This window comes from Halobacillus ihumii, from assembly GCF_902726645.1.
In the GTDB taxonomy this organism is placed as follows: domain Bacteria; phylum Bacillota; class Bacilli; order Bacillales; family Halobacillaceae; genus Halobacillus_A; species Halobacillus_A ihumii.
Map to the genome: position 1 here is coordinate 3,841,725 of NZ_CACVAO010000001.1, position 23,075 is coordinate 3,864,799.

Genomic DNA, 23,075 nt, shown 5'->3' on the forward strand with positions numbered 1-23,075 from the left:
AAAGAGAAAGAGAGGTATCACTCAATGAGAGGTTGGATGGGAAAGTTCCGTTCCTTGATCTTGTTTGGCGCATTAACCCTTTTCCTATCGGGATGCGGGGTTGAGAATATGACTGCACTAAAGCCAGAAGGATATGGAGCGAATTTATTATTTGATCTTATGATGATCAGTATTGCGATAATGCTTTTTGTATTTATTATCGTAATGGCGATCTACACGTTTGTGTTAATTCGTTATCGTCAGAAAAAGGGACAGGAAGATTATATCCCTAAACAAACAGAAGGTAACAAAGCTTTAGAAATAATTTGGACAGTGATCCCAATTATTTTACTTCTAGTACTAGCTGTTCCTACTGTACAAGCTACGTTTGACTTAGCAGATACTGGAGCTAAGAATGATGAGGACGCATTAACCATTGAGGTTACTGGTAATCAGTACTGGTGGCACTTTAATTATAAAGGACAGGAAATCACAACAAGTCAGGACCTTTATATTCCAACTGGTGAACGCGTATACTTAGATTTAAAGTCGAGTGATGTAATTCACTCATTCTGGGTCCCTTCCATCGCAGGTAAGATGGACACAAATCCGGGCGAAAATGTTAATACGATGTACTTAGAAGCTTTTGAAGAAGGCGTTTACTGGGGACAATGTGCTGAGCTTTGTGGTCCGTCGCACTCCTTAATGGACTTTAAAGTAATTGCCGTCAGTCCTGAAGAATTTGACCAGTGGGTTGAGGATATGAAAAATGTTGATCCTGAAGCTCAACCAGAGACAGCCTCTGCACAAGAGGGTCAAGAATTATTTAATAACAACTGTATGAGTTGTCACGCGATTGGAAGCGGCGGTGCTGGTATTGCACCAAACCTAACCAATTTTGGAAACCGTACAATGATTGCAGGAATTCTTGAACCGACGAAAGAGAACCTGGTTGATTGGATTGTGAACCCTGATGAAATCAAGCCTGGCAACCAAATGCCGGCCAATTTAGTTTCTGAAGAGGAAGCAAGCAAAATTGCAGACTACCTGCTGCAGCTTAAACATTCAGAAGTGACACCTGATTCTGCAGGTAAAAACAACCAAGAATAATTTATAATTACGAGAAAGAGGTTTTAAGGGAGGTTAAAGCGTGAGTACTGCTGTTGCTCAAAATCGTGGACTCGGCGCTGCGATTTGGGATTATTTAACAACGGTTGACCATAAAAAGATTGCCCATCTTTATTTGGTCTCCGGTGGTCTGTTTTTCCTGATCGGCGGGCTTGAAGCGATGATAATTCGAATCCAGCTTATGGAGCCTAGTAATAACTTCATATCCGCTGGACTGTATAACGAAATGATAACGATGCATGGTACAACAATGATTTTTCTGGCAGCTATGCCGATTATATTTGCTTTAATGAATGCCGTCGTACCATTGCAAATTGGAGCACGAGATGTAGCTTTTCCATTTTTGAACTCACTAGGTTTCTGGCTGTTTTTATTTGGTGGGTTATTATTAAACATATCTTGGTTTACTGGCGCTCCAGATGCGGGCTGGACGAACTATGCACCACTTTCGACCACCTCGCCAGGCCATGGAGTGGACTATTATGTGATGGGTCTGCAAATTGCCGGAGCCGGAACGTTAATAGGGGGTATTAACTTTCTTGTTACGATCGTTAATATGCGTGCCCCTGGTATGACATATATGCGTATGCCGTTGTTTACATGGACTGTCTTTGTAACGAGTACATTGATCCTGTTTGCCTTCCCGGCATTGACTGTTGGTCTTTTCCTTATGATGTTTGACCGCATGTTTGGGTCTGCATTCTTTGATGTTGCTCTAGGCGGTAACGCGATGATCTGGGAGCATTTATTCTGGATCTTTGGACACCCGGAAGTATATATCTTGATTCTTCCTGCTTTCGGTGCTTTTAGTGAAATCTTTTCTACCTTTTCTAAAAAACGCCTGTTTGGTTATTCAGCCATGGTATTTGCAACGGTATTAATTGGCTTTTTAGCTTTCATGGTATGGGCTCACCACATGTTCACAGTAGGATTGGGGCCGATTGCTAACTCGATCTTTGCCGTAGCTACAATGGCGATTGCTGTTCCAACCGGTATTAAGATATTCAACTGGCTGTTTACAATGTGGGGCGGTAACATTAAGATGAATTCGGCAATGCTTTGGTCGGTTGCTTTCATCCCAACTTTCACCATCGGAGGTATGACGGGGGTTATGCTGGCTGCTGCAGCTGCTGACTACCAGTACCACGATACTTATTTTGTAGTCGCTCACTTCCACTATGTTATCGTGGGTGGCCTCGTGTTCGGTATTTTCGCTTCCCTCCATTACTGGTGGCCGAAAATGTTCGGGCAGGTTTTAAATGAAGCTTTAGGCAAGTGGACATTCTGGCTCTTCTTCATTGGATTCCACATGACGTTTTTTATTCAGCATTTCTTAGGCTTGATTGGAATGCCACGTCGTTACTGGACTTATCAGGAAGGGCAGGGACTAGAAGTAGGGAACATGATCAGTACAGTCGGAGCATTTTTAATGGCGATTGGTACGCTTGTTTTCATCTATAACATTGTTCAAACTGCCGTAAAAGGTAAGAAAGTTAGCGGTGACCCTTGGGATGGCCGTACGCTTGAATGGTCAATTCCATCACCACCGCCACATTATAATTTCAAACAAACTCCGCTTGTCCGCGGTCTTGACGCGCTATGGGTTGAGAAAAGTGATGGTAAGAAAGGGATGACCCCTGCTGAACCGCTTGGTGATATTCACATGCCAAACAACTCTATTCTTCCGTTCTTAATGTCATTAGGGTTGTTTATTGCAGGATTTGGATTTATCTATCAAGTGGATGATAAAATGTGGTTAACTCTCGTATTTATCGGAATGGGTATTACCCTTGGATCTATGTTGACACGTTCAGTCAAAGATGATCTTGGACACCATATTCATAAAGAAGATCTTGAGAAGGGGGCTGGCGAGTAATGAGTAATGAGGATGTACTGAATCCAAAAGAAATGCCACATGAGCCGGAAAAAGCCACCCTTGAAGGTAAGAATAAATTCGTAGGCTTTTGGTTCTTCCTTGGCGGAGAAACCGTATTGTTTGCATGTTTATTTGGAACATATCTTGCATTAAACGGCTCAACAATGGGGGAGAATACTCCTGAACACCTGTTTGGCTTAGAGCTGGTGTTTATTATGACGATGCTGCTGTTAACGAGTTCTTTGACAAGTGTGTACGCGATGTACCACATGAAGAACAATGATTTCGGCAAAATGCAGTTATGGCTTGGTGTTACTGTCGTGCTTGGGCTCGGATTTCTAGGCTGTGAAATTTACGAATTCGTACACTACATTCACGAATATGAATTCACATTCCGTTCTTCCGCATTCGGATCTGCTTTTTATACGTTAGTTGGGTTCCATGGTGGTCATGTTCTATTTGGTTTATCATGGATCACGGCGCTAATGATTCGTAATTCAAGACGTGGCCTGAACTTGTATAATGCACCAAAGTTTTATATTGCAAGTTTATACTGGCACTTCATTGATGTTGTATGGGTATTTATCTTTACTGTCGTATATTTGATGGGAAAGGTGGGGTAATGGATGGCGAATCACTCTAAATCACCTAGTCAGCAAATGGACTTTGAGAAGCGGCAGCATAAGGAAGAAATGAAACAGCAAGTAATTAGTTTTGTGATGATGATTCTATTTACAATCATCGCATTTAGCATGGTGCTGCTTGAGGTTAACTCGTATTTTCTCATCCCTACATTGATCATATTGGCAGTTGTGCAAGTCCTTTTCCAACTGTACTACTTCATGCATATGAAGAATAAAGGTCATGACATGGTGGCCATGATGATGTACGGAGGAATTAGTGTTGCCATATTGACGATCATTACCTTTACGACTATTATTTGGTGGTAAAGAAGACAAAAGACCGGGCGCTCCGGTCTTTTTCTTTTATGTCCAATTTATGAACATTAAAAAAGATCTTGGACAAGGCTCGTGTTTTAGGTGAAAATTAGTTAAAATAGAGAGGTAACAAGTCTATACAATCTGAGGTGAGACACCCATGTGGTTAGAACTTCAAATATTCGGATTTCGAGCGCTATGGAGTCCTTATTATTTGCTTTTTGTTTTAGTACTTTCGTTCCTATACTTTATGATAACCGGACCTTGGCGTAAAAAAGGGGAAACAAGACCTGAAGCGCGTCAGCAGGTAATGTTTTATATTGGGATGGCATTGTTATATGTTATCAAGGGTTCACCAATCGACTTACTGTCCCATATTATGTTTACCGCACATATGATACAAATGGCACTTTATTACCTATTGTTTCCAATCCTTATTATTAAGGGGATTCCTGTTTGGATTTGGCAAAAAGTTTTTGAAGTGCGAGGACTAAAGTCAGTTCTTAGTTTTTTAACAAGACCGTTGCTTGCCCTGTTATTATTTAACGGATTTTTCTCGATTTATCACATGCCACAGGTGTTTGATTATGCTAAATCGAGTGAATGGACTCATGCACTAATTACTACCGGCATTTTATTTACCGCATTTTGTATGTGGTGGGCCGTTTATTCCCCGTTAGATAAAACAGATCGTTTAAGCCCTATTTTAAAAATTGGCTACATATTTGCTAACGGTGTTTTAATTACACCAGCATGCGGTTTGATTATTTTTGCAGGCGCCCCTATTTATGAAACGTATTCCCAAGCAGGTGCATGGCTGCAGGCGATGAGTTTATGTGTGCCTACAGATGTTCTGACAGGCATCTCAAGTCAATTAAGTGGTCCTAGTTTCTTTACTCCAATGCCAGTGCTGCATGATCAGCGGTTGGGCGGAATCGTCATGAAAGTTTCGCAAGAGATCATTTTTGGCTACATTATTGCTCAGATCTTTTTCAGCTGGTTTAATCGCGAGCGTGATACCATTGATCCACTTCCAAGCCAAATGCAAACGGATTCGTAATGCCGAGAGCTTATCCTCACCTATGAAGTTTGTCGTAAGATTTATCGAAAAGGAGAACGCACATGCCATTATTACCCACACTAAGTACTTTTTTTATAGTACTAAGCGCGATATTAATTGCTATTGGCTGGCGGTTAATTGTTGTAAATAAACCTCAAGCACATAGAAAGGCTATGATAGCTGCATCTATCAGTGCATTGATCTTTTTCATTATTTACATGAGCCGCACGATCTTCGTCGGGAATACCAGCTTCGGCGGTCCTGATGATATTAAAATTTACTACACTGTTTTCCTGATTTTTCACATTATCCTTGCTACAGTAGGAGCGGTGTTTGGAATTGTGACCTTGACGTTAGCTTTTAAACGAAATTTAATAAAGCATCGAAAAGTTGGTCCAGTTACGAGTATCATCTGGTTTTGTACGGCAGTCACCGGTGTAATGGTGTACCTGTTGTTATATGTGATTTATGAAGGTGGAAAAACGACCAGCATGCTAAAGGCAATTTTTGGATTTTAAGCGGACAGCAATTAGATGAATCAGTCTAATTGCTGTTTTTATAACAACTAAAGGAGAGGATTAGGTGGAACATGCCACGGAACGAATCAGGTTTATGCCGATAACTGTTCAAGCGGCCCAGCTTTTAATGAAAAACCCCATCGGTTTTTATACGTCATATGGTTACCCGCGTAATAAATCCTGGCCTCATGATGGATTAAAAGTGATTTTGCCTTTGTATGTGGAGTTGTTAGAAAACGATAGGTCTGAATTCGGGTTTGGTCCGTGGATGATGGTGGATCGTAAAGTCGGAGAAATACTCGGAGACATAGGGTTTAAGGGGCAGCCCAAGGATGGCATAATCGAAATTGGCTACTATGTGGTTGTTTCCAAGCGAAATCAGGGTTTCGCCACGGAAGCTGTAAAATCGATGTGTGACTGGGCTTTTCAGCAGCCGCATGTTCAGACTGTACAAGCCCAATGTGACAAACGTAATATATCTTCTCAACACGTTTTGTTCAACAATGGATTTATCCAAGTTTCTGAAAAAGGCTCTATCATTACTTTTATGAAAGAAAAATACAGTCGTGCTGTAAAGTCTGGTACAAGTCTGGACCAGCATCAATAATCCCGTGAGTCGGAAGCCATCGACCACGGGATTTGTGCTGTTTATAGCTTTAAATTCCACTTAATAATCCCGGCTTCTTTAGCCGAGTTAAAAGCGATTAGAGTAAGCGGGCCTAGGATAAAGCCTGTAAGCCCGATGAGCTGTAAGCCGAGATACATGGCAATCAGAGTGGCTAACGGAGACAAACCAATGTGGCTGCCCATTACTTTCGGTTCAACTGTTCTACGTATAGCAAGCAGGATAATTGCTAATACAGCCAGTTGTGTTCCGAGTGGAATATCCCCTGTGATAAACATGTACAATGACCATGGCCCTAAGATCACAATTGAACCTATAATTGGAATGAAGTCAATCACCCAGATGATCAGCGCCATGACGATAGCTACTTCTGGGGCGATCCACAACAAGCCGATAAGCGAAACGATAAAGATGATAATACTAACAAGGAATTGTGCTTTTAAAAATCCAAAAACAACATAAGATAAGCGGGCATTCATGAATTTTACTTTTTCAGAAGTAGCTTCGGTTAGCTGGTTATGTAGATTTTCTCTGAGGCGTGGCATTTCCAGCATAAATAAGAATAAAGCAATCAGATACACAAGAAAACTCACAAGGTATTCAGGAATTTTTGCTGCTAAGACAGCGATATTGCCTAGCTGTAACCTCTGACTTATTGCTTGGGTGGTCGAATCGAGTGTACTCATTAATTCGTTTGTTACTTTTTCTACAAATTCCGGTGGCATATTCTTTGTGAAGTTATCCATATTATTTTCCCAGTGAATAAACACATTGTTAATCTGATTAATGTAGGTAGGCGCATTGTCTGCCAGATGAATGATTTGAGTGACTGCTCTGGTTACAGCATATGTTCCGAGTAACCCGATAAAAAGAAGAAAAAGCAGAAAGACCATAATTACCGCCATCTTCCTATTTACTCGAAGCCGAAACTGGATCCAGCGTATGGAAGGGTTTAAAAACAAGGCAGTGACGAGTGCGGCAATTAGCGGAACAGAAATCGGTAATATAAAATACCCAATAACGATGAGTACTATCGTAAGGAGGATAAGTGTCCATTGACGCTTAGTAAGATAGCTGAACAATTTATAAGGTGGCTCCCTTCTAACTTTGTATTTTTAATTATAACGAGGAAAAGAGTCGCTCACCAGAGTGGGTGGGCGACTCTTGAATAAGTTTCAGCTAGTCTTTGAAGTTGTTATGTGGTTTGATGTGCGGCTACATGCTCTTGCAATTTTTTAATTAAATTGTTCGCTTTATCAATAATACTTGAAGAAAATCCTTCTTGTTCTCCGTATTCTACCCCATGTGGATAGTGGTGTTTTCCTAACAGCGGTGTCAGCAGATGGATCACAGCATTTCCTTTATCCACGTCACCCTCCAGCGCATATCCTTGAATGCGGATGTAGTACGTTTTGTTTTTCTCTGGTGAGTCAATTCTGTAATCATAACTAACTCTTTCATAATCCCAGGATCCGCCTAAAATAAACCCATTACTTTCCATGATCATAGTGAGTCGTTTAATGTCAATTACTAATCCGTCGATTCCAGTACCTTCTAATCTCATTGCATACACCTCACAAATTTTATGTATCTTACCTCATTTTAGTATGAAAAAGAACAAGTTGCAATTCGCTGTGAACAGCCTTGCTATTACTATACATACTTTACCAACAATAACTTAATTATACTATAAATTGCCTAGCCGTGCATGTAATAAATTTAGGAATTCGGGAACAATACATATCGACGGCTGAATTAAAGGAGGATATTCATGAAGACCGTTAAAGACGTAATGACGAGTGATGTATCTGTGTGTCAAACGAGTGATACCTTATTCGATGCAGCATCTATGATGAAACAGGAAAATGTTGGAGCCGTGCCTATATGTGATGAAAGTGGGCATTTAATGGGTATGGTAACCGATAGAGACTTAGTTATCCGAGGATATGCTGATAAGAATCCAGATTCTACCCCTATTCAACAAGTGATGAGTGAGCATCTGTATCACATCAGCCCAGATACGACCCTTGAGGAAGCCGGAAAGAAGATGGCCGAGCACCAGGTACGCCGACTGCCTGTCGTTGAAAATGGAAAACTGACAGGTATTATTGCGCTTGGTGATTTGTCACTTGATCAGAAATCAGATCATGCTGCTGGTGTAGCTTTGCACGACATTTCAGAGCGTCCAGAGCTTCATTAAATGCAACGAAAAGACGGCCCATTGCCCTGGGTCGTCTTATTTGTTCAGCCCACAACTTATTAAAAGAGTTTCAGCAATAAAAGCTGAAATTCTATAATAAGCCGAGAAATGGAACTTCCCTTGAATTCCAATCTTAGACGACTTCCTCTATAACTCCATCTTTATCCAGTAGTGCTCATCCTCTACCATATATATCAGTTTTGTTCTAGAAACGAGAAGTCTAGCTTATAGTATAGTAAGAAGGTTAATAGGAAGGAGTTGGGCGATGAGGAATTCGATTGCTGTGGGATTGCTATTTATTCTATTAAGTGGGGCGTGCTACTTGTTTTTAGATCATACAGACCCTCCGGAACCTCAATCATCAGCCGAGTCCATCATAGACACAGCGCCACCTGAGCAGGCTGTTACGAAAAATAGTCAGGCAAAGCAGGAAGAACAGAAAACATTCTTCTCCTGGCTTGGGGCTTCAAGTGAGGAAATTCTATCACAGTTTAAGGAGCCGGATCGAATTGATCAAAGTCCATACGGGTATGAGTGGTGGGTGTATTCAGGAAAAGATCGTTATTTTCAAATAGGTGTTCTCGATGGGGAAGTAGTTACGGCAGTTACTTTTAGCGAAAATCCAAATGAACAGCTAGTTATTGGGACAAGTTATCGCCAATTAAACCAGGCTTACAATTTCCAATCAGATGTGTCGATCCAGAGTGGAATGTATGCCTTTCAACTTACCGAAAAAGATCTAGAAACAAGGCCGCTTATTCCATTAGAGGATGGATGGTCTGCACAGCTTTATTTTGATACATTTACCGAAGAGCTATCAGCTGTTCGTGCAGTTAGAAATGATATTTTATTGGAACAGCAGCCCTATCAACTTACGTATAGAGGGGATCTGCCGACACCTCAGATCCTTACAGCAGAGGAGTGGGAGGAGATCAATCAGGGCGCTGAGCAGCAAATCTTCGAGATGACCAATTATATCCGTCAGAGACATGAAGTGGACTCATTGAAGGTTCATCACAAGGCAGCAAAGGTAGCGTTTAGTCATAGTAAAGATATGAATGAACATAATTATTTCTCTCATCATTCAAAAAATGGAGATGGGGTGGGGGAACGGCTGATGGAAGCAAATGTTCCCTACACGAGAGCAGGCGAAAATATCGCGGCTCAGTATATCGACTCAACTGCTGCTATCCATGGATGGATAAATAGTAAAGGCCACCGTGAATCCTTGCTTGATGAACGATACACCCATTTAGGTGTTGGGGTGGATCAATTGTATTACACCCAGAATTTCCTCGCCTTGCCTTGAACATATTATAGGCAAAATGCATAGGCTGAAGAGTAGTTTTCTATAGTGAGGTGTGTACACATGAGTGAAAAGATCTTGCACCCAAGCGTCCAGCAATTTAAGGATTTTGTAGATGCCAATCCTAATGTGAAAAGTCAGCTAAGGAAGAACCATAAACTTATCCAAAGCTATTATGAAAAGTGGATGATTCTAGGAGAAGATGATCCTTTCTGGACATCCTTACCGAAAACAAAAGCAAAAAATGATGGGAATAAAAAGGATTGGATGAAGCAATTTGGAGATTTGATGCAGGATGTCAATTGGGAAGATGTTTCTAAGCATATCGATGAACTAAATGGAGCGATCGGACAGATTCAACAGCTGATTACGAACATTCAACAGGAAAACAAACAAAACTCAAGGCAAGAAACCATCGGCTATCCTTATTATTAAGCCTGCACATATTTCTTGATATGTCAAAAAACCCAGGGGTCTCTCCTCTGGGTTATTGCTGTTGTACACGATTACATATATTTCAGCCGTTCACATCAATGCAAATAGCCATAAAACAAATATGGAGTCTTTAAACACGTTTACGCTACAAAATTGGTTTGTGGGTTTTACATATACACATACGGGGTATATGTATATAAATAAAGCGGATAGATATGAACATAACTAATGGATAATAGGAGGTTAGTTACAGTGCCAAACGAAAGTAATCATCATCAAGAACATAGAAGTCATAAGCATAAACAAGCCCATGGAGATCATTCTTCACATGAAAACCATGACGAGCAGGTGCATCACGCTCATCACTCACATGAACACCATCACGACCAAGAACATCACGGTCATCACGATCATAATAGTCATCACAAACATATGGTAGCAGATTTTAAGAAGCGTTTTTATATTTCTCTTCTATTTACAATTCCAATCTTGATCTTATCTCCAATGATCCAGAATTTTGTTGGTCTCGAATTTACTTTTCCATTTGATCAGTATGTGTTATTTGCTTTGGCTACATTTGTATTCTTTTATGGGGGCTGGCCCTTTTTAATTGGGGCTGTGGACGAGCTGCAAAATAAAAACCCAGGGATGATGACACTGATTGGCCTTGCCATCGTCGTCGCCTATGGCTATAGTTCTCTGGTCGTTTTCGGCTGGGAGGGGCGTAATTTCTTCTGGGAGCTTGCCACGTTAGTCGATATTATGCTGCTTGGTCATTGGATTGAAATGAAGTCAATCATGGGAGCCTCGAATGCTTTACAGGAACTGGTTAAACTAATGCCAAATGAGGCGCATCGTGTCAACGAAGGTGGGGAAACAGAAGATGTGCCGATTCATGAGCTGAGTCATGAAGATCATGTGTTAGTGAAACCGGGTGAAAAAATACCTGTGGACGGTACAATCCTTGAAGGGAAGTCAGCGATCGATGAATCGATGTTAACAGGGGAGTCCGTTCCTGTTGAAAAGACGCAGGAAGATGAAGTGATTGGCGGTTCGATTAATAAAGAAGGCAGTCTGACTATTGCCGTGAAAAATATTGGTGAGAACACTTACCTTTCACAAGTCATTAACCTGGTTCAAGAAGCACAAAGCTCGAAATCTCGTGCCCAGGATTTGGCTAACCGGGCTGCGAAATGGCTGTTTTACTTGGCATTAGCGGCAGGAATCGTGACGTTTATCGTTTGGATTGCGATCGGAGCGGCCATTGATGTAGCGGTAGAAAGAATGGTCACAGTTATGGTAATTACTTGTCCGCATGCATTGGGACTGGCTGCACCATTAGTCGTCGCTGTTTCAACCGCTATATCTGCAAAAAAAGGTTTGTTAATTCGAAACCGTACCCAATTCGAGAACGCGCGCCAGTTGGATGCTGTTATTTTTGATAAAACCGGAACTCTCACCAAAGGCGAATTCGGGGTTACGGATATAATTCCTGCTGGAAGCTTTGAGGAAAAAGATGTGATCTACTGGGCAGCAAGTGCTGAACAGAATTCAGAACATCCGCTTGCAAGAGGAATCATCGAAAGGGCAGAGGAACTTGATGTTTCTCTGGATGCGGTCGAGAACTTTGCATCCTTGACGGGAGAAGGACTGCAAGGAGAGGTCGCGGGTAAACAAGTAGCCGTTGTCAGCCCGCGATATGTAAGAGATGAAGATATATCCTACGATACTACATCATTTGAAAAGCTTTCGGAAGAAGGAAAAACGGTTGTGTTTGTTCTGCTCGATGGACAATTGGCTGGCATGATAGCCCTGGCTGATATGGTGCGGGATTCAGCGAAAGAGGCGATTACTGCTCTTAAGGAAAAAGGAATTCATTCGATCATGTTGACTGGTGACAATCAGAAAGTGGCCGATTGGGTTGCTGGCCAGCTGGGCATGGATGAAGTGTATGCAGAAGTCCTGCCTGATCATAAAGCAGACCAGGTAAAGAAAGTCCAGGGTGATGGAAGAAAGATAGCTATGACAGGGGATGGAGTCAATGACGCCCCAGCGTTGGCGACAGCTGATGTTGGGATAGCGATCGGCAGCGGAACAGATGTAGCTGTTGAAACCGCTGATATTGTTTTAGTTAAAAGCAATCCAAAAGACATTGTATCGATTGTTGAATTATCCCAAAACACATACAAAAAAATGGTTCAGAATTTATGGTGGGCCGCAGGATACAACATCGTCGCTATTCCATTAGCGGCAGGGATCCTGGCACCGGTTGGAATAGTTCTGAGCCCGGCCGTTGGGGCTATCCTCATGAGTCTGAGTACGATTGTGGTAGCGATCAATGCCAAGTTACTCAAAGCTTAACGCATAGGTAAGGGGGGAGAAAAATCCGGTGTCATTAAAATTCCTTCTAGAAGAATAGCGTGCTTCTTCATTTTATTCTACTTGTATATTTGGTACAATATAGGAGGAGGTGACACCAACTATGTTAGCCACAATGGAAATTGTCGATATATTAGACCAGTCTGAATCGATTGGTAAAATGGTAATGGATTCAGAGGTCATGCAAAACTATCAACAAGCTAAACAAGAGCTTGGGTCCGATGCAGATGCACAGAGGCTGATTCAGGATTTCACGAATATGAAAGATCAATATGAAGACGTGCAGCGCTTTGGTCGTTACCACCCTGATTATAGCAACATTATGAAACGTGTCAGAGGTGTAAAGCGTGAGATGGACATGCATGAGAAAGTGGCTCGTTTTAAGAAAGCAGAACGTGAAGTGCAAAAGCTGTTGGATGAAATAAGTCAGAGTGTAGCCTTTAGTGTAAGCGAACAGATTAAAGTTCCGAGAAATGGAATGGTGTTTACAGACTCAGGATGCGGATGTGGATCTGGCGGAGGCTGCGGTTGTGCTTCGTAACATAATATAAGGAACTGACAGGTGCTCGAACATCTGCAGCAGACATAAAGCGCCTGATTCTCTTTTTTTAATATATGAGAGTCAGGCGTTTCGTTTCTATTCTAGCTTTTAACTTAACGAAGATTGAAGAAAAGTGATTCATTTGGTAAAATCATCATAAATACAGTACAAAGTAGGGAATTATATGAGGGTGAAACGACAAGGAATCATTGTATATTTTCAACATATGAAGAATATCCGCCAAATTAAAAAACATGGTCATTTAATCCATGCTTCTAAAAAGCAAAAGTACGCCCTTCTTTATGTGGATCATGAGGATGCAGAGTTTAAGATGGAAAAACTGGAGCGTTTACCATTTGTCTCGCGTGTTGATCTTTCCCATAAGCCGGCCATTCGAACGAACTTTGAGAATGCTAAACCGGATAAAGCCAAGCAATATGATTATAAGATGGGAATTTAACAGGCGTTTGTTTCATAACAAACGCCTGTTATTTTTTTTGAATTCTCTTCTGCTCATGATAAAGGCGCTATAAACTTATTGGTTCTTAAAATGCCGATTAAGTATTGGTAGTACAAGTCTGTCTCAGGAAAAACATTCGATGGCTTAACGGTAAATTCGCTGACTTGTTTTTGATGATTTTCTACCATATCTTTAAACAGCTCATAGCGTTTATTAGGCTGTTCATGTGGATTAGGAATGCCCTCTCTGCAAAGGTAGATCGGCTGAAATTTTTGTTCGGGAGTAGGTTTCATAATTAAGGCTAAGGAAGCGACGGGACGGTTTGATTTTTCACTAAAGAAAGCAATGGCGTGCTGGATGCGCTCAGGCATAAGTCGCCCCAGTTCCACAAGTTCATAAATATCTGCATATCCTTCGCCGAGTTCAATAAATTTTTGAATCAATGGGTATCGTCCTTTCCAATGGTCTTCCCCTTACTTTAGCATGGGACAGGAAGTCATGGGAAGTGATTACAAGTTATGGAGAAGGAAAGAAGTTTCTTTTAAGTGTTACAGACAAAAAAACAGGGCTGCCCCACTAAGGGACAGCCCTTCTTTTTGCTTCTATGATATGGAAACAAAAAGCAAAGGGAGAGGAGAAACCGGAAGAAGGACCTATGGGGAATTAAGTCTCTTCCGTTTTCCGAAGCAGATAATCTGCTTCACAACTAAGTATCACCACTTCTAAAATGATTTATACGAACAATAGGGATTATTTTCTGAAAAAATCGCTTCATGTATGAAACGTTTTCAGCTCTTGACGATTTGTGGTAGGATTATGTTGAATGTGGATGAAAGAGGGGTGCAAATGATGCGAGTCATTGCGGGTGTACATAAAGGCAGACAGCTTAAGCCTGTACCGAATCATAAAACAAGACCCACGACGGACAAAGTGAAAGAGTCTTTGTTTCAAATCATCGGTCCTTTTTTTGACGGCGGACAAGTTCTCGACCTATTTGCTGGCAGCGGAGGGCTCGGCATTGAAGCTTTAAGCCGTGGTGCTAAGCATTGTGTGTTTGTCGATCAGCAGCACAAGGCAATTCAGGTCATTCATGAGAATCTGGAGACTCTCAGTTTAAAGGATCAGGCTGAAATATTTAGAACTGATGCGCACAGAGCGATTAAGGCGGCTGGGAAGAGAGGACTGACTTTTCAATACATATTTCTCGACCCTCCTTATAAAAAGTTTTCCTATGAAGAGCTGCTGGAAGCTCTGATTCATGAGGAACTGATTGATAGCGGGACAACCGTCGTCTGTGAACACGATGCTGCTGAGGATATTCCTGTGCAAGTAGGGCAGCTTAAACAAATAAAAACAGAGAAATACGGCAGTAATATCGGTGTTTCTATTTTTAGATATGAGGTGACAGAATGACCAGGTTAGCGATTTGTCCAGGAAGTTTTGATCCTGTGACATACGGACATTTAGATATCATTCAACGCGGGGCGAAGGTGTTCGATCACCTGATCGTAGCTGTGTTTAATAATCAAAGCAAGGCGCCGTTGTTTGATGTCCATGAGCGTGTAGCATTATTGGAAGAAGTAACAGCTGATCTTCCTAACGTTTCAGTGGATGCTTGTGACGGACTGTTAATGGAGTATGCGCAGGGTAAAGGGGCACAAGCGATCATTCGTGGATTGAGAGCCGTTAGTGATTTTGAGTATGAAATGCAGATTACATCTATGAATCGGAAGCTTAATGAAGAAATTGAGACCTTCTTCATGATGACGAATAATCAATATTCGTTCTTAAGTTCGAGTATCGTCAAAGAAGTTGCCAAGTACAGAGCCAATATTTCTGATTTGGTTCCGCCGACAGTTGAGAAAGCGCTGCAAAATAAATATAAATAAGCAAGAGGGTGTCCCCAACATGAGGGGCACCCTCTTTTTTAGAAGGGTTTTACATTTTTTTACACCTCAGGTCATCCATTCATTTCCATTTTCATAGGTTTTTTTAATGTTATATTTCATTGTTCCCTAACGTGAAGCGATAACGCCCTGTCTCAAAATTATAGCGCCCTATCTCAAAAATATACCTTCCTAACTCGAAGTCATTACGACTTTACGAACAAACATTATGTCATAACTCATAACCTTACTTTCGAATTGTTTTGATAGGAGAGAAATAGTGGATCATCCTCTTTTTTTAATCCAAAAAATGTAAAGGGATAGGGATAGCAGACAGAACGTAAAGGTCGGACCGTAATTTTCAAAAAAAGTCATCCAGTGATTATGTGGATCGTGTGTTCCTGTCCATACATTGAGCGAATCTTCAGCAACACCGAAATACGGATAAAAAATCATCATGAGAATAGCGGCAATTGTTCCATGGGCCAATCTCGCCCAGGCATATGGGGCAAAGCGAATATCTGTATCGGCTAAGATGCTGGCAATTTGAGCTTGAATAGACAGCCCGTGAAATCCTAGTATAAAACTGACGAAAACCAATTGAGCTAATAAAGACGTGTTCGTATCGGTCAATGCTGAAACACCGGTTGTAATTTCGAACAATCCTGCTGTTAATGGTAGATGGAATACCTCAGGGATACCGATCAAACTGAGCAGGATAGCAGATAAATGGATCACATCTGTTTGTTTTAACAAATCTGTTACGACGGAAAACATCATAATAAAGCCTCCGACGAGGATTAAAGTCTGGACAGAGCGCATTACAGCATCTCCAAGCAGCTGGCCAAACGGGCGGCCATCATTAATCCTTGTTTGGTGCAAAATGTGAAATGCCTCTTTTATCGATTTTTTATGAGAGTGGACAGTCGGCTGGTCTGCTCCATAACGATAAAAGCGCATACCAAGTCCAACTAAAAAGTTTCCCCCGTAATGAGCAGCAGCGATCATCAGCCCCAGGCCTGTATTACCGAAGAATGCACCTGCTACCACCCCGAAGAGGAAGAGTGGACTGGAAGCATTCGTAAACGCTACGAGTCGTTCTGCTTCGATCTTTGTGACCTGGCCGTTCTCCCGTAAATCTTTTGTCCATTTTGCGCCTGCCGGATATCCACTCACCATCCCCATCACCCATACAAATCCACCTGCTCCCGGCACATTAAATAATGGACGCATAAATCGTTCGCATAATGCCCCAACCCCGTGTACGACACCGAACCCGAAAAGCAATTCAGCAACGATGAAGAACGGCAGCAGCGATGGAAATACTTTAGTCGCCCATAAGTCTAGTCCTCGTAAACTGGCGGATAAGACCGTATCAGGATACATAATAAGGGCAATGGTAAAAAAGATAGATAGGAAGGTGAAAGCGACGGTCGTTAATTTAGCGATAGCCATCACACCTTTACACGTCGTTTTCTGTACTTCTAAAATCATCCATAGTAAAATGAGTATAGATTTTACATCGTAATGGTTGTCCCCACTTATATGTACGCTCATAAGTAACGCAGATATACCATAAAATAGAATCAATCGATTTTCAGTCAAGGAGAGATGTGGTGTGGAGCATCCTAAAATAGGGCTGGCCCTTGGCTCAGGGGGTGCTCGAGGGTTTGCGCATTTGGGAGTACTTAAGGTGCTGAGTGATCATGGAATCCCGGTACATTTGATCGCTGGCAGCAGTATGGGAGCCCTCGTCGGTTCATTTTATGCAGCGGGACAACGAATTGAAGACTTATATAAGTTAGCCTTCACATTCAAACGGAAGTACTACCTTGATTTCACTGTTCCGAAAATGGGATTCATTCAGGGACGAAGAATTAAGGAGTATATCCGTTTATTTACGTTTGGTAAATCCATTGAACAATTTAATCTGCCCATGTCGATCATTGCGACAGATTTATCAGCCGGAACGAAGAAAGTGTTTCAAAATGGTCCTGCAAGCGATGCTGTTCGAGCTAGCATAGGGATCCCTGGGATTTTCGTTCCAGAAAAAATTAATGATCGTTTGTATATCGACGGCGGGGTGATTGATCGGGTGCCCGTCTCGGTAGTCAAGCAAATGGGCGCCGATCTGATTATTGCAGTTGATTGCTCTCATTTCGATGCTGATCCAAGCATTCATTCTATTTATGATGTTATTTTCCAGAGTATCGATATTATGCAGGATCAACTGTCAACAGCGATGGGGATTTCCTCAGATGCAGATGTGATGATACGCCCTGAGGTGACCACTTACAGTTCCCGAGCTTTCACCAATATTAAGGAAATTATTGAGGCAGGGGAAGCAGCAACCACACTGCAGATCGACGCGATTAAACACAAGATAGCTAATTGGAAGGGGACATCATAATGAAATCGAATAAACGGATTATAATAACTGGAATCATTACGATCTTAATCGTTGCATTTCTCGGAGCTTATCGATTACCTTATTACATTTACAAACCGGGAAGCGCTGACGCCCTGGACCCTTTTGTTGAAGTGGCCAGCGGGTACTCGAGCGAAGGGGATATGCATTTAGTAACCGTCCGAGGCGGGCAGGCTACGCCGATTCAGTGGCTGGTCGCTAAAGTCAGACCATTTTATCAAGTTCATCCTTTAGATGAGATCAGACCAGAAGGCATTTCTGAAGAGGAATATTTTCATGCCCAGCTCAGAATGATGGAATCTTCCCAGGAGGCTGCCAAGGTGGTAGCCTACCAAGCGGCTGACAAAGATATTGACATTAATTACGAAGGAGTCTACGTTGTCAATGTGTTAAAAGGAATGCCGGCGGCGGATCATCTTAAAGCTGGGGATGAAATTGTTCAAGTAGATGGGAAAAAGATCAATGAATCAACTGAACTGGTTGAGTATGTCGGCGGATTTAGTGAAGGAGAGACGGTATCGCTGACGATTAAACGAAACGGGGAAAAGCTGACAAAAGAAATCGAACTTGCTACTTTCCCCGAAAACCCAGATAAAGCAGGTGTCGGCATATCGCTTGTTACCGACCGCACGGTGGAAGTGGATCCTAATGTTAAGATAAAAAGCGGTGAAATTGGCGGGCCTAGTGCCGGGCTGATGTTTTCATTGGAAATGTATGATCAATTAACAAAGCAGGACCTCACGAAAGGTTATCAGATCGCTGGTACTGGTGAAATTAATTATGAAGGTCAGGTAGGCAGAATCGGCGGGATTGGTAAAAAGGTAGTAGCAGCTGATGAGGACGGCTGTGATATCTTCTTCGCTCCAAGTGAAGAGGGGAGAGAGAAGTCTAACTATGAGATGGCTAAGAAAGCAGCAGAAGAGATCGGAACAGATATGAAAATTGTTCCGGTTGATACCTTCCAGGATGCACTTAACTACCTGCAGGATCTTGAACCCAAAGAATAGAGAAGTACAAAGAATGCCGCAGATTCAACTTGCGGCATTCTTTTTTATATTCGAACGGGAGGCCCGTACTCTGTAGCTATTTGTTTGACTCTTTCCTCAGCAGGCAGCACGCTGTAGTATGCCGCGACAGCCCTTTCTTCGAATTCCAGCAGAGGATGAGCCCATTGCTGAGGCTGAGTAATCAGCGGAACTTCCATGCGTTTTTTTTGTTTATTCAAATAGGTCTGCCCCGTTTCATTCATGCCAAGCACACGTACATAAGGCGTCTGTGTGTTCAGAGACTGTTGGGCTTCGTTCTTGGTCAGACCTGTTAAAATGTGGACACATGTCCGTTGCAGTCGTGTCCATGTGTATCGTTTCGTTTTAACCGTATCAATGAGCTGGTCAAAACTTGCGGTTTTTTTGGCGGCTTGCTTAAAACGATGCTCTAACCCTTCGTCCATGCCGTGAATCAGCTGTAATTGTTCTGCAGGAAGAGTAAGTAGTTTATACTGAAGCAAGTCAAAGTAATGCTCCCACTCATGCCAGAGTTCATTCTTATGTCTGTAACGGGCCAGTTCGTTAGCTGTCAGTATGGGCATAGCCTCACGCGCTTGTTCCGTCATTTCATGATGGGCTAGTAAGTCTTTTCGTATACTTGTAGCACTAGCGATTGATCCGCCCATTTGCTGGTCGTGGTACTGGCTTCCTGTCCGTTTAATAGTAAGCGGAGTAATCTGTTTATGACGGGTAAGCATCTGTTTCATGTAGCTGTATCCTAGAGTGTTATTGGGCTGGCCAAGGTCAAGGGCCTCCAATCCGATTGCTTCGTAGGCAAAACGAGCTGCTTCCGGATAAGACAGCCCTTTATCCATATGCTGACGTAAGCTGCTATGGAATTCTTCTCCGTGCTGCTTTAAAGTTTCGTGCGCCGCCAGAAACGGGGCGATTTCACCATTCTCGCTGCCAAAACAAATCGCATCGACTCCAGCGTAAGACAGCGTATCGACAGCACCCTGACTAAAATAATCACTATGCTGGACGGCAAAAACATAAGGCAGTTCCAGCACTAAATCGGCTCCAGATTGTAATGCGGCTCTGGTTCTATGCCATTTATCGATGATAGCGGGTTCGCCTCGCTGCAAGAAGTTCCCGCTCATCACGGCAATCATACAATCCGCATGAGCGGCTTGTCTGCTTTGTTCGATGTGATAAGCATGACCATTATGAAACGGATTGTACTCGACAATGACTCCACAAGATTTCATCGTATGAAAGTCCTCCTTCGTTTAATACTAGAGCATAACGGACCTATTGAATCCCTGCTGTTTATATCTTATCATGAAGATAGTATAAAATTTTTCATTTATAAGTAAAGGGTAGGTTCTAAAAGACTGGGATTATACACGCACGTGTAAAAGGGTGTAAAGAAAATATATTGACAAAAAGCTTAAATCCTTTTACAATAACTCTTGTTGCCATGGGGTGATAACTATGAAATTTCCTCTACAAAAACTAAACCAGGCGGGCGATGATCCGTTTGATTTTGAAGACGATGTAGACATTCGCGAATTAGAGGACATGAATAACGACATTCGCAGGATTTCTCCTGTTCATGTAGAAGGTCAAGCCAGAAGACGCGGTGATGATATCTCGGTGACTTTTTCCGTTGAAGGCGAAATGATTTTGCCATGTGCAAGAACATTAGTTGATGTGGAATACCCTTTTCAAATTGAGGTGCGGGAAGAATTTAACCTGTCTCCCTATTATGAAGAGGAAGATGAAAGCGAGATTCACCCTGTTAGTGGAGAAGTGCTTGACTTAACGCCTTATATCAAGGAAAATGTACTATTAGAGGTTCCAACTCGGGTATTTTCAGATGATCAAGAGGCACATGATCAAGCTCTTACAGAGGGTAAGGGCTGGCAGGTGGTTACAGAGGAACCGGAGGAGAAGAAAGTGGATCCTCGAATGGCTAAGCTGCAATCATTATTGAATGAAGAAGAAAATAACGAATAAGAAAATCATTTTGGTTTTCTCGGTCGTAAATAAAAGGAGGTGTACAACATGGCAGTACCTAAGCGTAGAACATCCAAAAAGGTAAAAAACCAACGTCGTACTCATAAAAAACTTCACGTACCTGGTATGGTAGAATGCCAAAACTGTGGAGAGTATACAAAACCACACCATGTTTGCAAATCTTGTGGACAATATGATGGAAAGCAAGTGGTTGAACAGTAAGATCTGTACGGAAAAAAGGGCCTGAATGTCAGGTCCTTTTTTTTGCAAAAAAAGAAGTCCATGAATGATATCACACGAAAAGGGAGCAAACTTATGGAACAAGTAACACTGACTGTATCTGATGACGGGTATGGACTGGTCACGCTGAATCGTTCGGATAAAATGAATGCGGTTACAAAGCAGATGGCTGACGAACTCCTTAATGCTTTAGAACAAGCGAAGAACATAGAACATATTAAATGTCTCGTTATCCGCGGAGCAGGGGACCGTGCATTTTGTGCAGGCGGAGACTTAACAGAGCTGCATGGCGATTTAACGAGCGAACAGGCTTATCGCACCCTTTTACCTATGAAGCAGGTGCTGCATGAGCTGGCCTGCTTTCCAGTCCCCACGTTCGCGTTTCTCAATGGTCAGGCTCGCGGCGGGGGATGTGAAATAGCAACGGCTTGTGATTTTAGATATGGTTTAGCGGACGGAAGTTATGGATTCATTCAAGGCCAGTTAGGCATTACGCCAGGTTGGGGCGGCGGGGAAATTTTATATAAACGGATCCCATCTAATATTGCTGCGCATTGGTTAATGGAGGCGCAGATGTACAGTGCAAGCCGGGCCCTTGAGATTGGCTGGTTACATAAGATCGTGACAAGACAGCAAATGGACGGCAAGGAATTACTTCGTCCTTTTTTAGAAAAATCGGTGGAACAATTGCATGTCTTCAAACAGCAATACATAGAAAAGCTTTCTATAGAAGGGTTATCACAGCACATGGATCAAGAAGTCCAGCATTGTGCCGGGCTATGGGAATCCGAGGCGCATGTAAAAGCCGTGAGAAGATTCGCCGCATCTTCCAGAAAAAACTCATAAATACGATTCTATCAACCTCTTCTTTTGCATAACTATAAGCAAACGATAGAGGAGGGATCAAATGGACGCCCCAAGACAAGATGCCTGGAAGGGTGAAGAAGATGTGCTTCTTGCCCAGACGGTGCTGCGCTATATCCGGGATGGAAGAACCCAGCTGGAAGCCTTTCAGGAGGTAGCACAGCAGCTGAAACGAACCCCCGCAGCATGTGGGTTTCGATGGAATGCTACAGTAAGAAAGGATTATCAGAAGGACATACGTGAAGCGAAGCAAAATAGAAAATCCAGATCTGTACTTGCGCAAACAGCTTTACAAAGGGAGTCGCCCATTTCATTTGATGATGCCATTTCTTTTCTGAAAGAGATGAAAACGAGTCAGCATTCATCGTATGATCATGAACAGCTTCAAAGCAGGCTGCATCAGTTAAATGAAGATAATGTTAAATTAAAGGACCAATTGAAGGAGCTGGAACAAGCGTGGAGTGAAATGGAAAAGCTTGTGACTTATGTGAAAAAAAGCAGGCCGCAAACCTACACATAATGAGAGAAAGAAAAAGGCCCTACACAGCATTGTAGCGGCCTTGTTTATTTTATATTAAACTTCTCTTTCTTTTACACCTGAAGGCATCCAGATCAGCGGGTTCTCACCGAGGTCACGCCCAACATCGTAATGAGCCTTTTGGAAGTCCATTTTTTCCCAGAAAGAGTGGGATTTAATTCTCGGATTTGTCTTGATAGGCAAATTAAAGCTTTTCGCGAAATCTACCATTGCTTTTCCGAATCCTTGGTCACGATAGTCTGGCAGTACTTCTAATTTCCAAAGCTCCAAGTAGTCTTGTGGCGGGTTAAAGTAATGATCGTATTTCGCCCGGACACGATAAAGGCTCATCCTGCCCGCTAAAGCGTTTCCAAAGTAGACTCCGAAGAAAGGTGACTCGCTGTCATTCTCGACAATGTTGCTTTCAAGGTCTTCGAGCATCGCTAATTCTTGATTGCCATATTCTTTAAATCGTTTAAATTCTTCTAATGTTTTATAATTAACTAATAATGGCTGAACTTTATGCTTCGTCATCACGTGGAATTCCCCTTTCAAAATTCTGTATCTCTCCCTAATTATAATATAAAAATATTCAGAATGAAATGAATGACCCTCATATTTATAAAAAGCCATTCCCTGTTTTAGCGGAAGTTTGCTACAATAAGGAAAAAAGAGGCTTTAAGGAAATGA

The 23,075-nt window shown here is 42.2% G+C and carries 27 protein-coding genes; 21 read left to right on the plus strand and 6 right to left on the minus strand.

Translation table 11 applies throughout. The annotated features are described in order from the left end of the window. Positions 1-24: 24 nt before the first annotated feature. The 7 genes from coxB (at position 25) to G6R08_RS19255 (ending at position 6,106) form a co-directional block, all read left to right on the plus strand. Positions 25-1,089 (plus strand): cytochrome c oxidase subunit II, encoded by a 1,065-nt coding sequence (coxB, locus tag G6R08_RS19225; RefSeq protein WP_163530347.1) that lies wholly within the window; start codon positions 25-27, stop codon positions 1,087-1,089. A gap of 40 nt (positions 1,090-1,129) precedes the next feature. Continuing rightward, positions 1,130-2,983 (plus strand): cytochrome c oxidase subunit I, encoded by a 1,854-nt coding sequence (ctaD, locus tag G6R08_RS19230; RefSeq protein WP_163530349.1) that lies wholly within the window; start codon positions 1,130-1,132, stop codon positions 2,981-2,983. Further along, positions 2,983-3,606: a cytochrome (ubi)quinol oxidase subunit III gene (locus G6R08_RS19235; RefSeq protein ID WP_163530351.1), complete on the plus strand. Its 624-nt coding sequence runs from the start codon at positions 2,983-2,985 to the stop codon at positions 3,604-3,606. The genes ctaD and G6R08_RS19235 overlap by 1 nt, the downstream gene beginning before the upstream one ends. Before the next feature lie 3 nt (positions 3,607-3,609). Then, the gene (ctaF, locus tag G6R08_RS19240) at positions 3,610-3,933 is read left to right on the plus strand and encodes a cytochrome c oxidase subunit IVB (protein ID WP_163530353.1); all 324 of its coding nucleotides are present in this window, start codon (positions 3,610-3,612) and stop codon (positions 3,931-3,933) included. A 148-nt stretch (positions 3,934-4,081) separates the two neighbouring features. Continuing rightward, a complete protein-coding gene (gene ctaG / locus G6R08_RS19245) occupies positions 4,082-4,981 on the plus strand; it encodes a cytochrome c oxidase assembly factor CtaG (protein WP_163530355.1) in 900 nt (299 codons plus the stop codon). A gap of 62 nt (positions 4,982-5,043) precedes the next feature. Continuing rightward, entirely contained in the window at positions 5,044-5,499 is a 456-nt protein-coding gene (locus G6R08_RS19250; protein WP_163530357.1) for a DUF420 domain-containing protein, read from the plus strand. Positions 5,500-5,563: 64 nt separating this feature from the next. Continuing rightward, positions 5,564-6,106 (plus strand): GNAT family N-acetyltransferase, encoded by a 543-nt coding sequence (locus tag G6R08_RS19255; RefSeq protein ID WP_163530359.1) that lies wholly within the window; start codon positions 5,564-5,566, stop codon positions 6,104-6,106. Positions 6,107-6,147: 41 nt separating this feature from the next. Here the strand turns inward: G6R08_RS19255 and ytvI are convergent, their stop codons facing one another. Together ytvI and G6R08_RS19265 are read right to left on the minus strand one after the other, a co-directional pair. After that, positions 6,148-7,206 carry a sporulation integral membrane protein YtvI gene (gene ytvI / locus G6R08_RS19260; protein ID WP_163530361.1) on the minus strand — a complete coding sequence of 353 codons (1,059 nt, stop codon included), beginning with the start codon at positions 7,204-7,206 and terminating at the stop codon, positions 6,148-6,150. A 113-nt stretch (positions 7,207-7,319) separates the two neighbouring features. After that, a complete protein-coding gene (locus G6R08_RS19265; RefSeq protein WP_163530362.1) occupies positions 7,320-7,688 on the minus strand; it encodes a YugN family protein in 369 nt (122 codons plus the stop codon). A 207-nt stretch (positions 7,689-7,895) separates the two neighbouring features. Here G6R08_RS19265 and G6R08_RS19270 point away from each other — a divergent pair, with 207 nt between their 5' ends. The 6 genes from G6R08_RS19270 to G6R08_RS19295 all read left to right on the plus strand — a co-directional run bounded on the left by G6R08_RS19270 (position 7,896) and on the right by G6R08_RS19295 (position 13,445). Beyond that, positions 7,896-8,324, plus strand: a complete 429-nt coding sequence (locus G6R08_RS19270) for a CBS domain-containing protein (protein ID WP_163530364.1) — start codon at positions 7,896-7,898, stop codon at positions 8,322-8,324. A 265-nt stretch (positions 8,325-8,589) separates the two neighbouring features. Beyond that, a complete protein-coding gene (locus G6R08_RS19275) occupies positions 8,590-9,633 on the plus strand; it encodes a CAP domain-containing protein (protein ID WP_163530366.1) in 1,044 nt (347 codons plus the stop codon). 60 nt (positions 9,634-9,693) lie between these two features. Beyond that, positions 9,694-10,065, plus strand: a complete 372-nt coding sequence (ylbD, locus tag G6R08_RS19280) for a spore coat protein YlbD (protein WP_163530368.1) — start codon at positions 9,694-9,696, stop codon at positions 10,063-10,065. A gap of 228 nt (positions 10,066-10,293) precedes the next feature. Continuing rightward, the gene (locus G6R08_RS19285) at positions 10,294-12,426 is read left to right on the plus strand and encodes a copper-translocating P-type ATPase (RefSeq protein ID WP_163530370.1); all 2,133 of its coding nucleotides are present in this window, start codon (positions 10,294-10,296) and stop codon (positions 12,424-12,426) included. A gap of 121 nt (positions 12,427-12,547) precedes the next feature. Continuing rightward, positions 12,548-12,985: a YlbF/YmcA family competence regulator gene (locus tag G6R08_RS19290; protein ID WP_163530372.1), complete on the plus strand. Its 438-nt coding sequence runs from the start codon at positions 12,548-12,550 to the stop codon at positions 12,983-12,985. A gap of 184 nt (positions 12,986-13,169) precedes the next feature. Beyond that, positions 13,170-13,445: a YlbG family protein gene (locus G6R08_RS19295; protein ID WP_079529734.1), complete on the plus strand. Its 276-nt coding sequence runs from the start codon at positions 13,170-13,172 to the stop codon at positions 13,443-13,445. 53 nt (positions 13,446-13,498) lie between these two features. Here G6R08_RS19295 and G6R08_RS19300 read toward each other — a convergent pair whose 3' ends face one another. Continuing rightward, positions 13,499-13,888, minus strand: coding sequence for a DUF7147 family protein (locus tag G6R08_RS19300; RefSeq protein WP_163530373.1), 390 nt, complete (start codon positions 13,886-13,888; stop codon positions 13,499-13,501). 373 nt (positions 13,889-14,261) lie between these two features. Between G6R08_RS19300 and rsmD the strand changes: the two genes are divergently transcribed. Then, positions 14,262-14,858 carry a 16S rRNA (guanine(966)-N(2))-methyltransferase RsmD gene (rsmD, locus tag G6R08_RS19305; RefSeq protein ID WP_163530376.1) on the plus strand — a complete coding sequence of 199 codons (597 nt, stop codon included), beginning with the start codon at positions 14,262-14,264 and terminating at the stop codon, positions 14,856-14,858. Further along, positions 14,855-15,334: a pantetheine-phosphate adenylyltransferase gene (coaD, locus tag G6R08_RS19310; protein ID WP_163530377.1), complete on the plus strand. Its 480-nt coding sequence runs from the start codon at positions 14,855-14,857 to the stop codon at positions 15,332-15,334. Before rsmD ends, coaD begins: the two co-directional genes overlap by 4 nt. A gap of 282 nt (positions 15,335-15,616) precedes the next feature. Here the strand turns inward: coaD and ylbJ are convergent, their stop codons facing one another. Continuing rightward, positions 15,617-16,786: a sporulation integral membrane protein YlbJ gene (gene ylbJ, locus G6R08_RS19315; protein WP_163530380.1), complete on the minus strand. Its 1,170-nt coding sequence runs from the start codon at positions 16,784-16,786 to the stop codon at positions 15,617-15,619. Between the two features lie 163 nt (positions 16,787-16,949). On the opposite strand from ylbJ, the gene G6R08_RS19320 reads away from it, so the two are divergent. After that, complete coding sequence (locus G6R08_RS19320; protein WP_079529737.1) at positions 16,950-17,741, plus strand: patatin-like phospholipase family protein; 792 nt, start codon at positions 16,950-16,952, stop codon at positions 17,739-17,741. Further along, a complete protein-coding gene (locus tag G6R08_RS19325; protein WP_163530382.1) occupies positions 17,741-18,766 on the plus strand; it encodes a SepM family pheromone-processing serine protease in 1,026 nt (341 codons plus the stop codon). The genes G6R08_RS19320 and G6R08_RS19325 overlap by 1 nt, the downstream gene beginning before the upstream one ends. A 44-nt stretch (positions 18,767-18,810) precedes the next feature. Here the strand turns inward: G6R08_RS19325 and G6R08_RS19330 are convergent, their stop codons facing one another. After that, complete coding sequence (locus tag G6R08_RS19330; RefSeq protein ID WP_163530384.1) at positions 18,811-20,013, minus strand: nucleotidyltransferase; 1,203 nt, start codon at positions 20,011-20,013, stop codon at positions 18,811-18,813. Positions 20,014-20,239: 226 nt separating this feature from the next. On the opposite strand from G6R08_RS19330, the gene G6R08_RS19335 reads away from it, so the two are divergent. The 4 genes from G6R08_RS19335 (at position 20,240) to G6R08_RS19350 (ending at position 22,388) form a co-directional block, all read left to right on the plus strand. Continuing rightward, the gene (locus G6R08_RS19335; RefSeq protein WP_163530386.1) at positions 20,240-20,764 is read left to right on the plus strand and encodes a YceD family protein; all 525 of its coding nucleotides are present in this window, start codon (positions 20,240-20,242) and stop codon (positions 20,762-20,764) included. Between the two features lie 48 nt (positions 20,765-20,812). After that, on the plus strand, positions 20,813-20,986 hold the full coding sequence (gene rpmF, locus G6R08_RS19340; RefSeq protein WP_079529741.1) for a 50S ribosomal protein L32: 174 nt from the start codon (positions 20,813-20,815) through the stop codon (positions 20,984-20,986). Positions 20,987-21,079: 93 nt separating this feature from the next. After that, positions 21,080-21,850 carry an enoyl-CoA hydratase/isomerase family protein gene (locus G6R08_RS19345; RefSeq protein WP_163530388.1) on the plus strand — a complete coding sequence of 257 codons (771 nt, stop codon included), beginning with the start codon at positions 21,080-21,082 and terminating at the stop codon, positions 21,848-21,850. A gap of 61 nt (positions 21,851-21,911) precedes the next feature. After that, positions 21,912-22,388 (plus strand): RsfA family transcriptional regulator, encoded by a 477-nt coding sequence (locus G6R08_RS19350; protein WP_163530390.1) that lies wholly within the window; start codon positions 21,912-21,914, stop codon positions 22,386-22,388. A gap of 54 nt (positions 22,389-22,442) precedes the next feature. Here G6R08_RS19350 and G6R08_RS19355 read toward each other — a convergent pair whose 3' ends face one another. Next, positions 22,443-22,919 (minus strand): N-acetyltransferase, encoded by a 477-nt coding sequence (locus G6R08_RS19355; protein WP_079529744.1) that lies wholly within the window; start codon positions 22,917-22,919, stop codon positions 22,443-22,445. Between the last annotated feature and the right edge of the window lie 156 nt (positions 22,920-23,075).

What these genes read in the sequence shown, in the direction of transcription:
- G6R08_RS19345 (WP_163530388.1), top strand. Translation starts at nt 21,080, where the DNA reads ATGGAACAAGTAACACTGACTGTATCTGATGACGGGTATGGACTGGTC.
- G6R08_RS19350 (WP_163530390.1), top strand. Translation starts at nt 21,912, where the DNA reads ATGGACGCCCCAAGACAAGATGCCTGGAAGGGTGAAGAAGATGTGCTT.
- G6R08_RS19325 (WP_163530382.1), top strand. Translation starts at nt 17,741, where the DNA reads ATGAAATCGAATAAACGGATTATAATAACTGGAATCATTACGATCTTA.
- G6R08_RS19285 (WP_163530370.1), top strand. Translation starts at nt 10,294, where the DNA reads ATGGATAATAGGAGGTTAGTTACAGTGCCAAACGAAAGTAATCATCAT.
- ctaF (WP_163530353.1), top strand. Translation starts at nt 3,610, where the DNA reads ATGGCGAATCACTCTAAATCACCTAGTCAGCAAATGGACTTTGAGAAG.
- G6R08_RS19290 (WP_163530372.1), top strand. Translation starts at nt 12,548, where the DNA reads ATGTTAGCCACAATGGAAATTGTCGATATATTAGACCAGTCTGAATCG.
- G6R08_RS19295 (WP_079529734.1), top strand. Translation starts at nt 13,170, where the DNA reads ATGAGGGTGAAACGACAAGGAATCATTGTATATTTTCAACATATGAAG.
- G6R08_RS19235 (WP_163530351.1), top strand. Translation starts at nt 2,983, where the DNA reads ATGAGTAATGAGGATGTACTGAATCCAAAAGAAATGCCACATGAGCCG.
- G6R08_RS19250 (WP_163530357.1), top strand. Translation starts at nt 5,044, where the DNA reads ATGCCATTATTACCCACACTAAGTACTTTTTTTATAGTACTAAGCGCG.
- G6R08_RS19275 (WP_163530366.1), top strand. Translation starts at nt 8,590, where the DNA reads ATGAGGAATTCGATTGCTGTGGGATTGCTATTTATTCTATTAAGTGGG.
- rpmF (WP_079529741.1), top strand. Translation starts at nt 20,813, where the DNA reads ATGGCAGTACCTAAGCGTAGAACATCCAAAAAGGTAAAAAACCAACGT.
- ylbJ (WP_163530380.1), bottom strand. Translation starts at nt 16,786, where the DNA reads ATGGCTATCGCTAAATTAACGACCGTCGCTTTCACCTTCCTATCTATC.
- G6R08_RS19270 (WP_163530364.1), top strand. Translation starts at nt 7,896, where the DNA reads ATGAAGACCGTTAAAGACGTAATGACGAGTGATGTATCTGTGTGTCAA.
- G6R08_RS19330 (WP_163530384.1), bottom strand. Translation starts at nt 20,013, where the DNA reads ATGAAATCTTGTGGAGTCATTGTCGAGTACAATCCGTTTCATAATGGT.
- coxB (WP_163530347.1), top strand. Translation starts at nt 25, where the DNA reads ATGAGAGGTTGGATGGGAAAGTTCCGTTCCTTGATCTTGTTTGGCGCA.
- G6R08_RS19265 (WP_163530362.1), bottom strand. Translation starts at nt 7,688, where the DNA reads ATGAGATTAGAAGGTACTGGAATCGACGGATTAGTAATTGACATTAAA.
- coaD (WP_163530377.1), top strand. Translation starts at nt 14,855, where the DNA reads ATGACCAGGTTAGCGATTTGTCCAGGAAGTTTTGATCCTGTGACATAC.
- ylbD (WP_163530368.1), top strand. Translation starts at nt 9,694, where the DNA reads ATGAGTGAAAAGATCTTGCACCCAAGCGTCCAGCAATTTAAGGATTTT.
- rsmD (WP_163530376.1), top strand. Translation starts at nt 14,262, where the DNA reads ATGTTGAATGTGGATGAAAGAGGGGTGCAAATGATGCGAGTCATTGCG.
- G6R08_RS19335 (WP_163530386.1), top strand. Translation starts at nt 20,240, where the DNA reads ATGAAATTTCCTCTACAAAAACTAAACCAGGCGGGCGATGATCCGTTT.
- ctaG (WP_163530355.1), top strand. Translation starts at nt 4,082, where the DNA reads ATGTGGTTAGAACTTCAAATATTCGGATTTCGAGCGCTATGGAGTCCT.
- G6R08_RS19355 (WP_079529744.1), bottom strand. Translation starts at nt 22,919, where the DNA reads ATGACGAAGCATAAAGTTCAGCCATTATTAGTTAATTATAAAACATTA.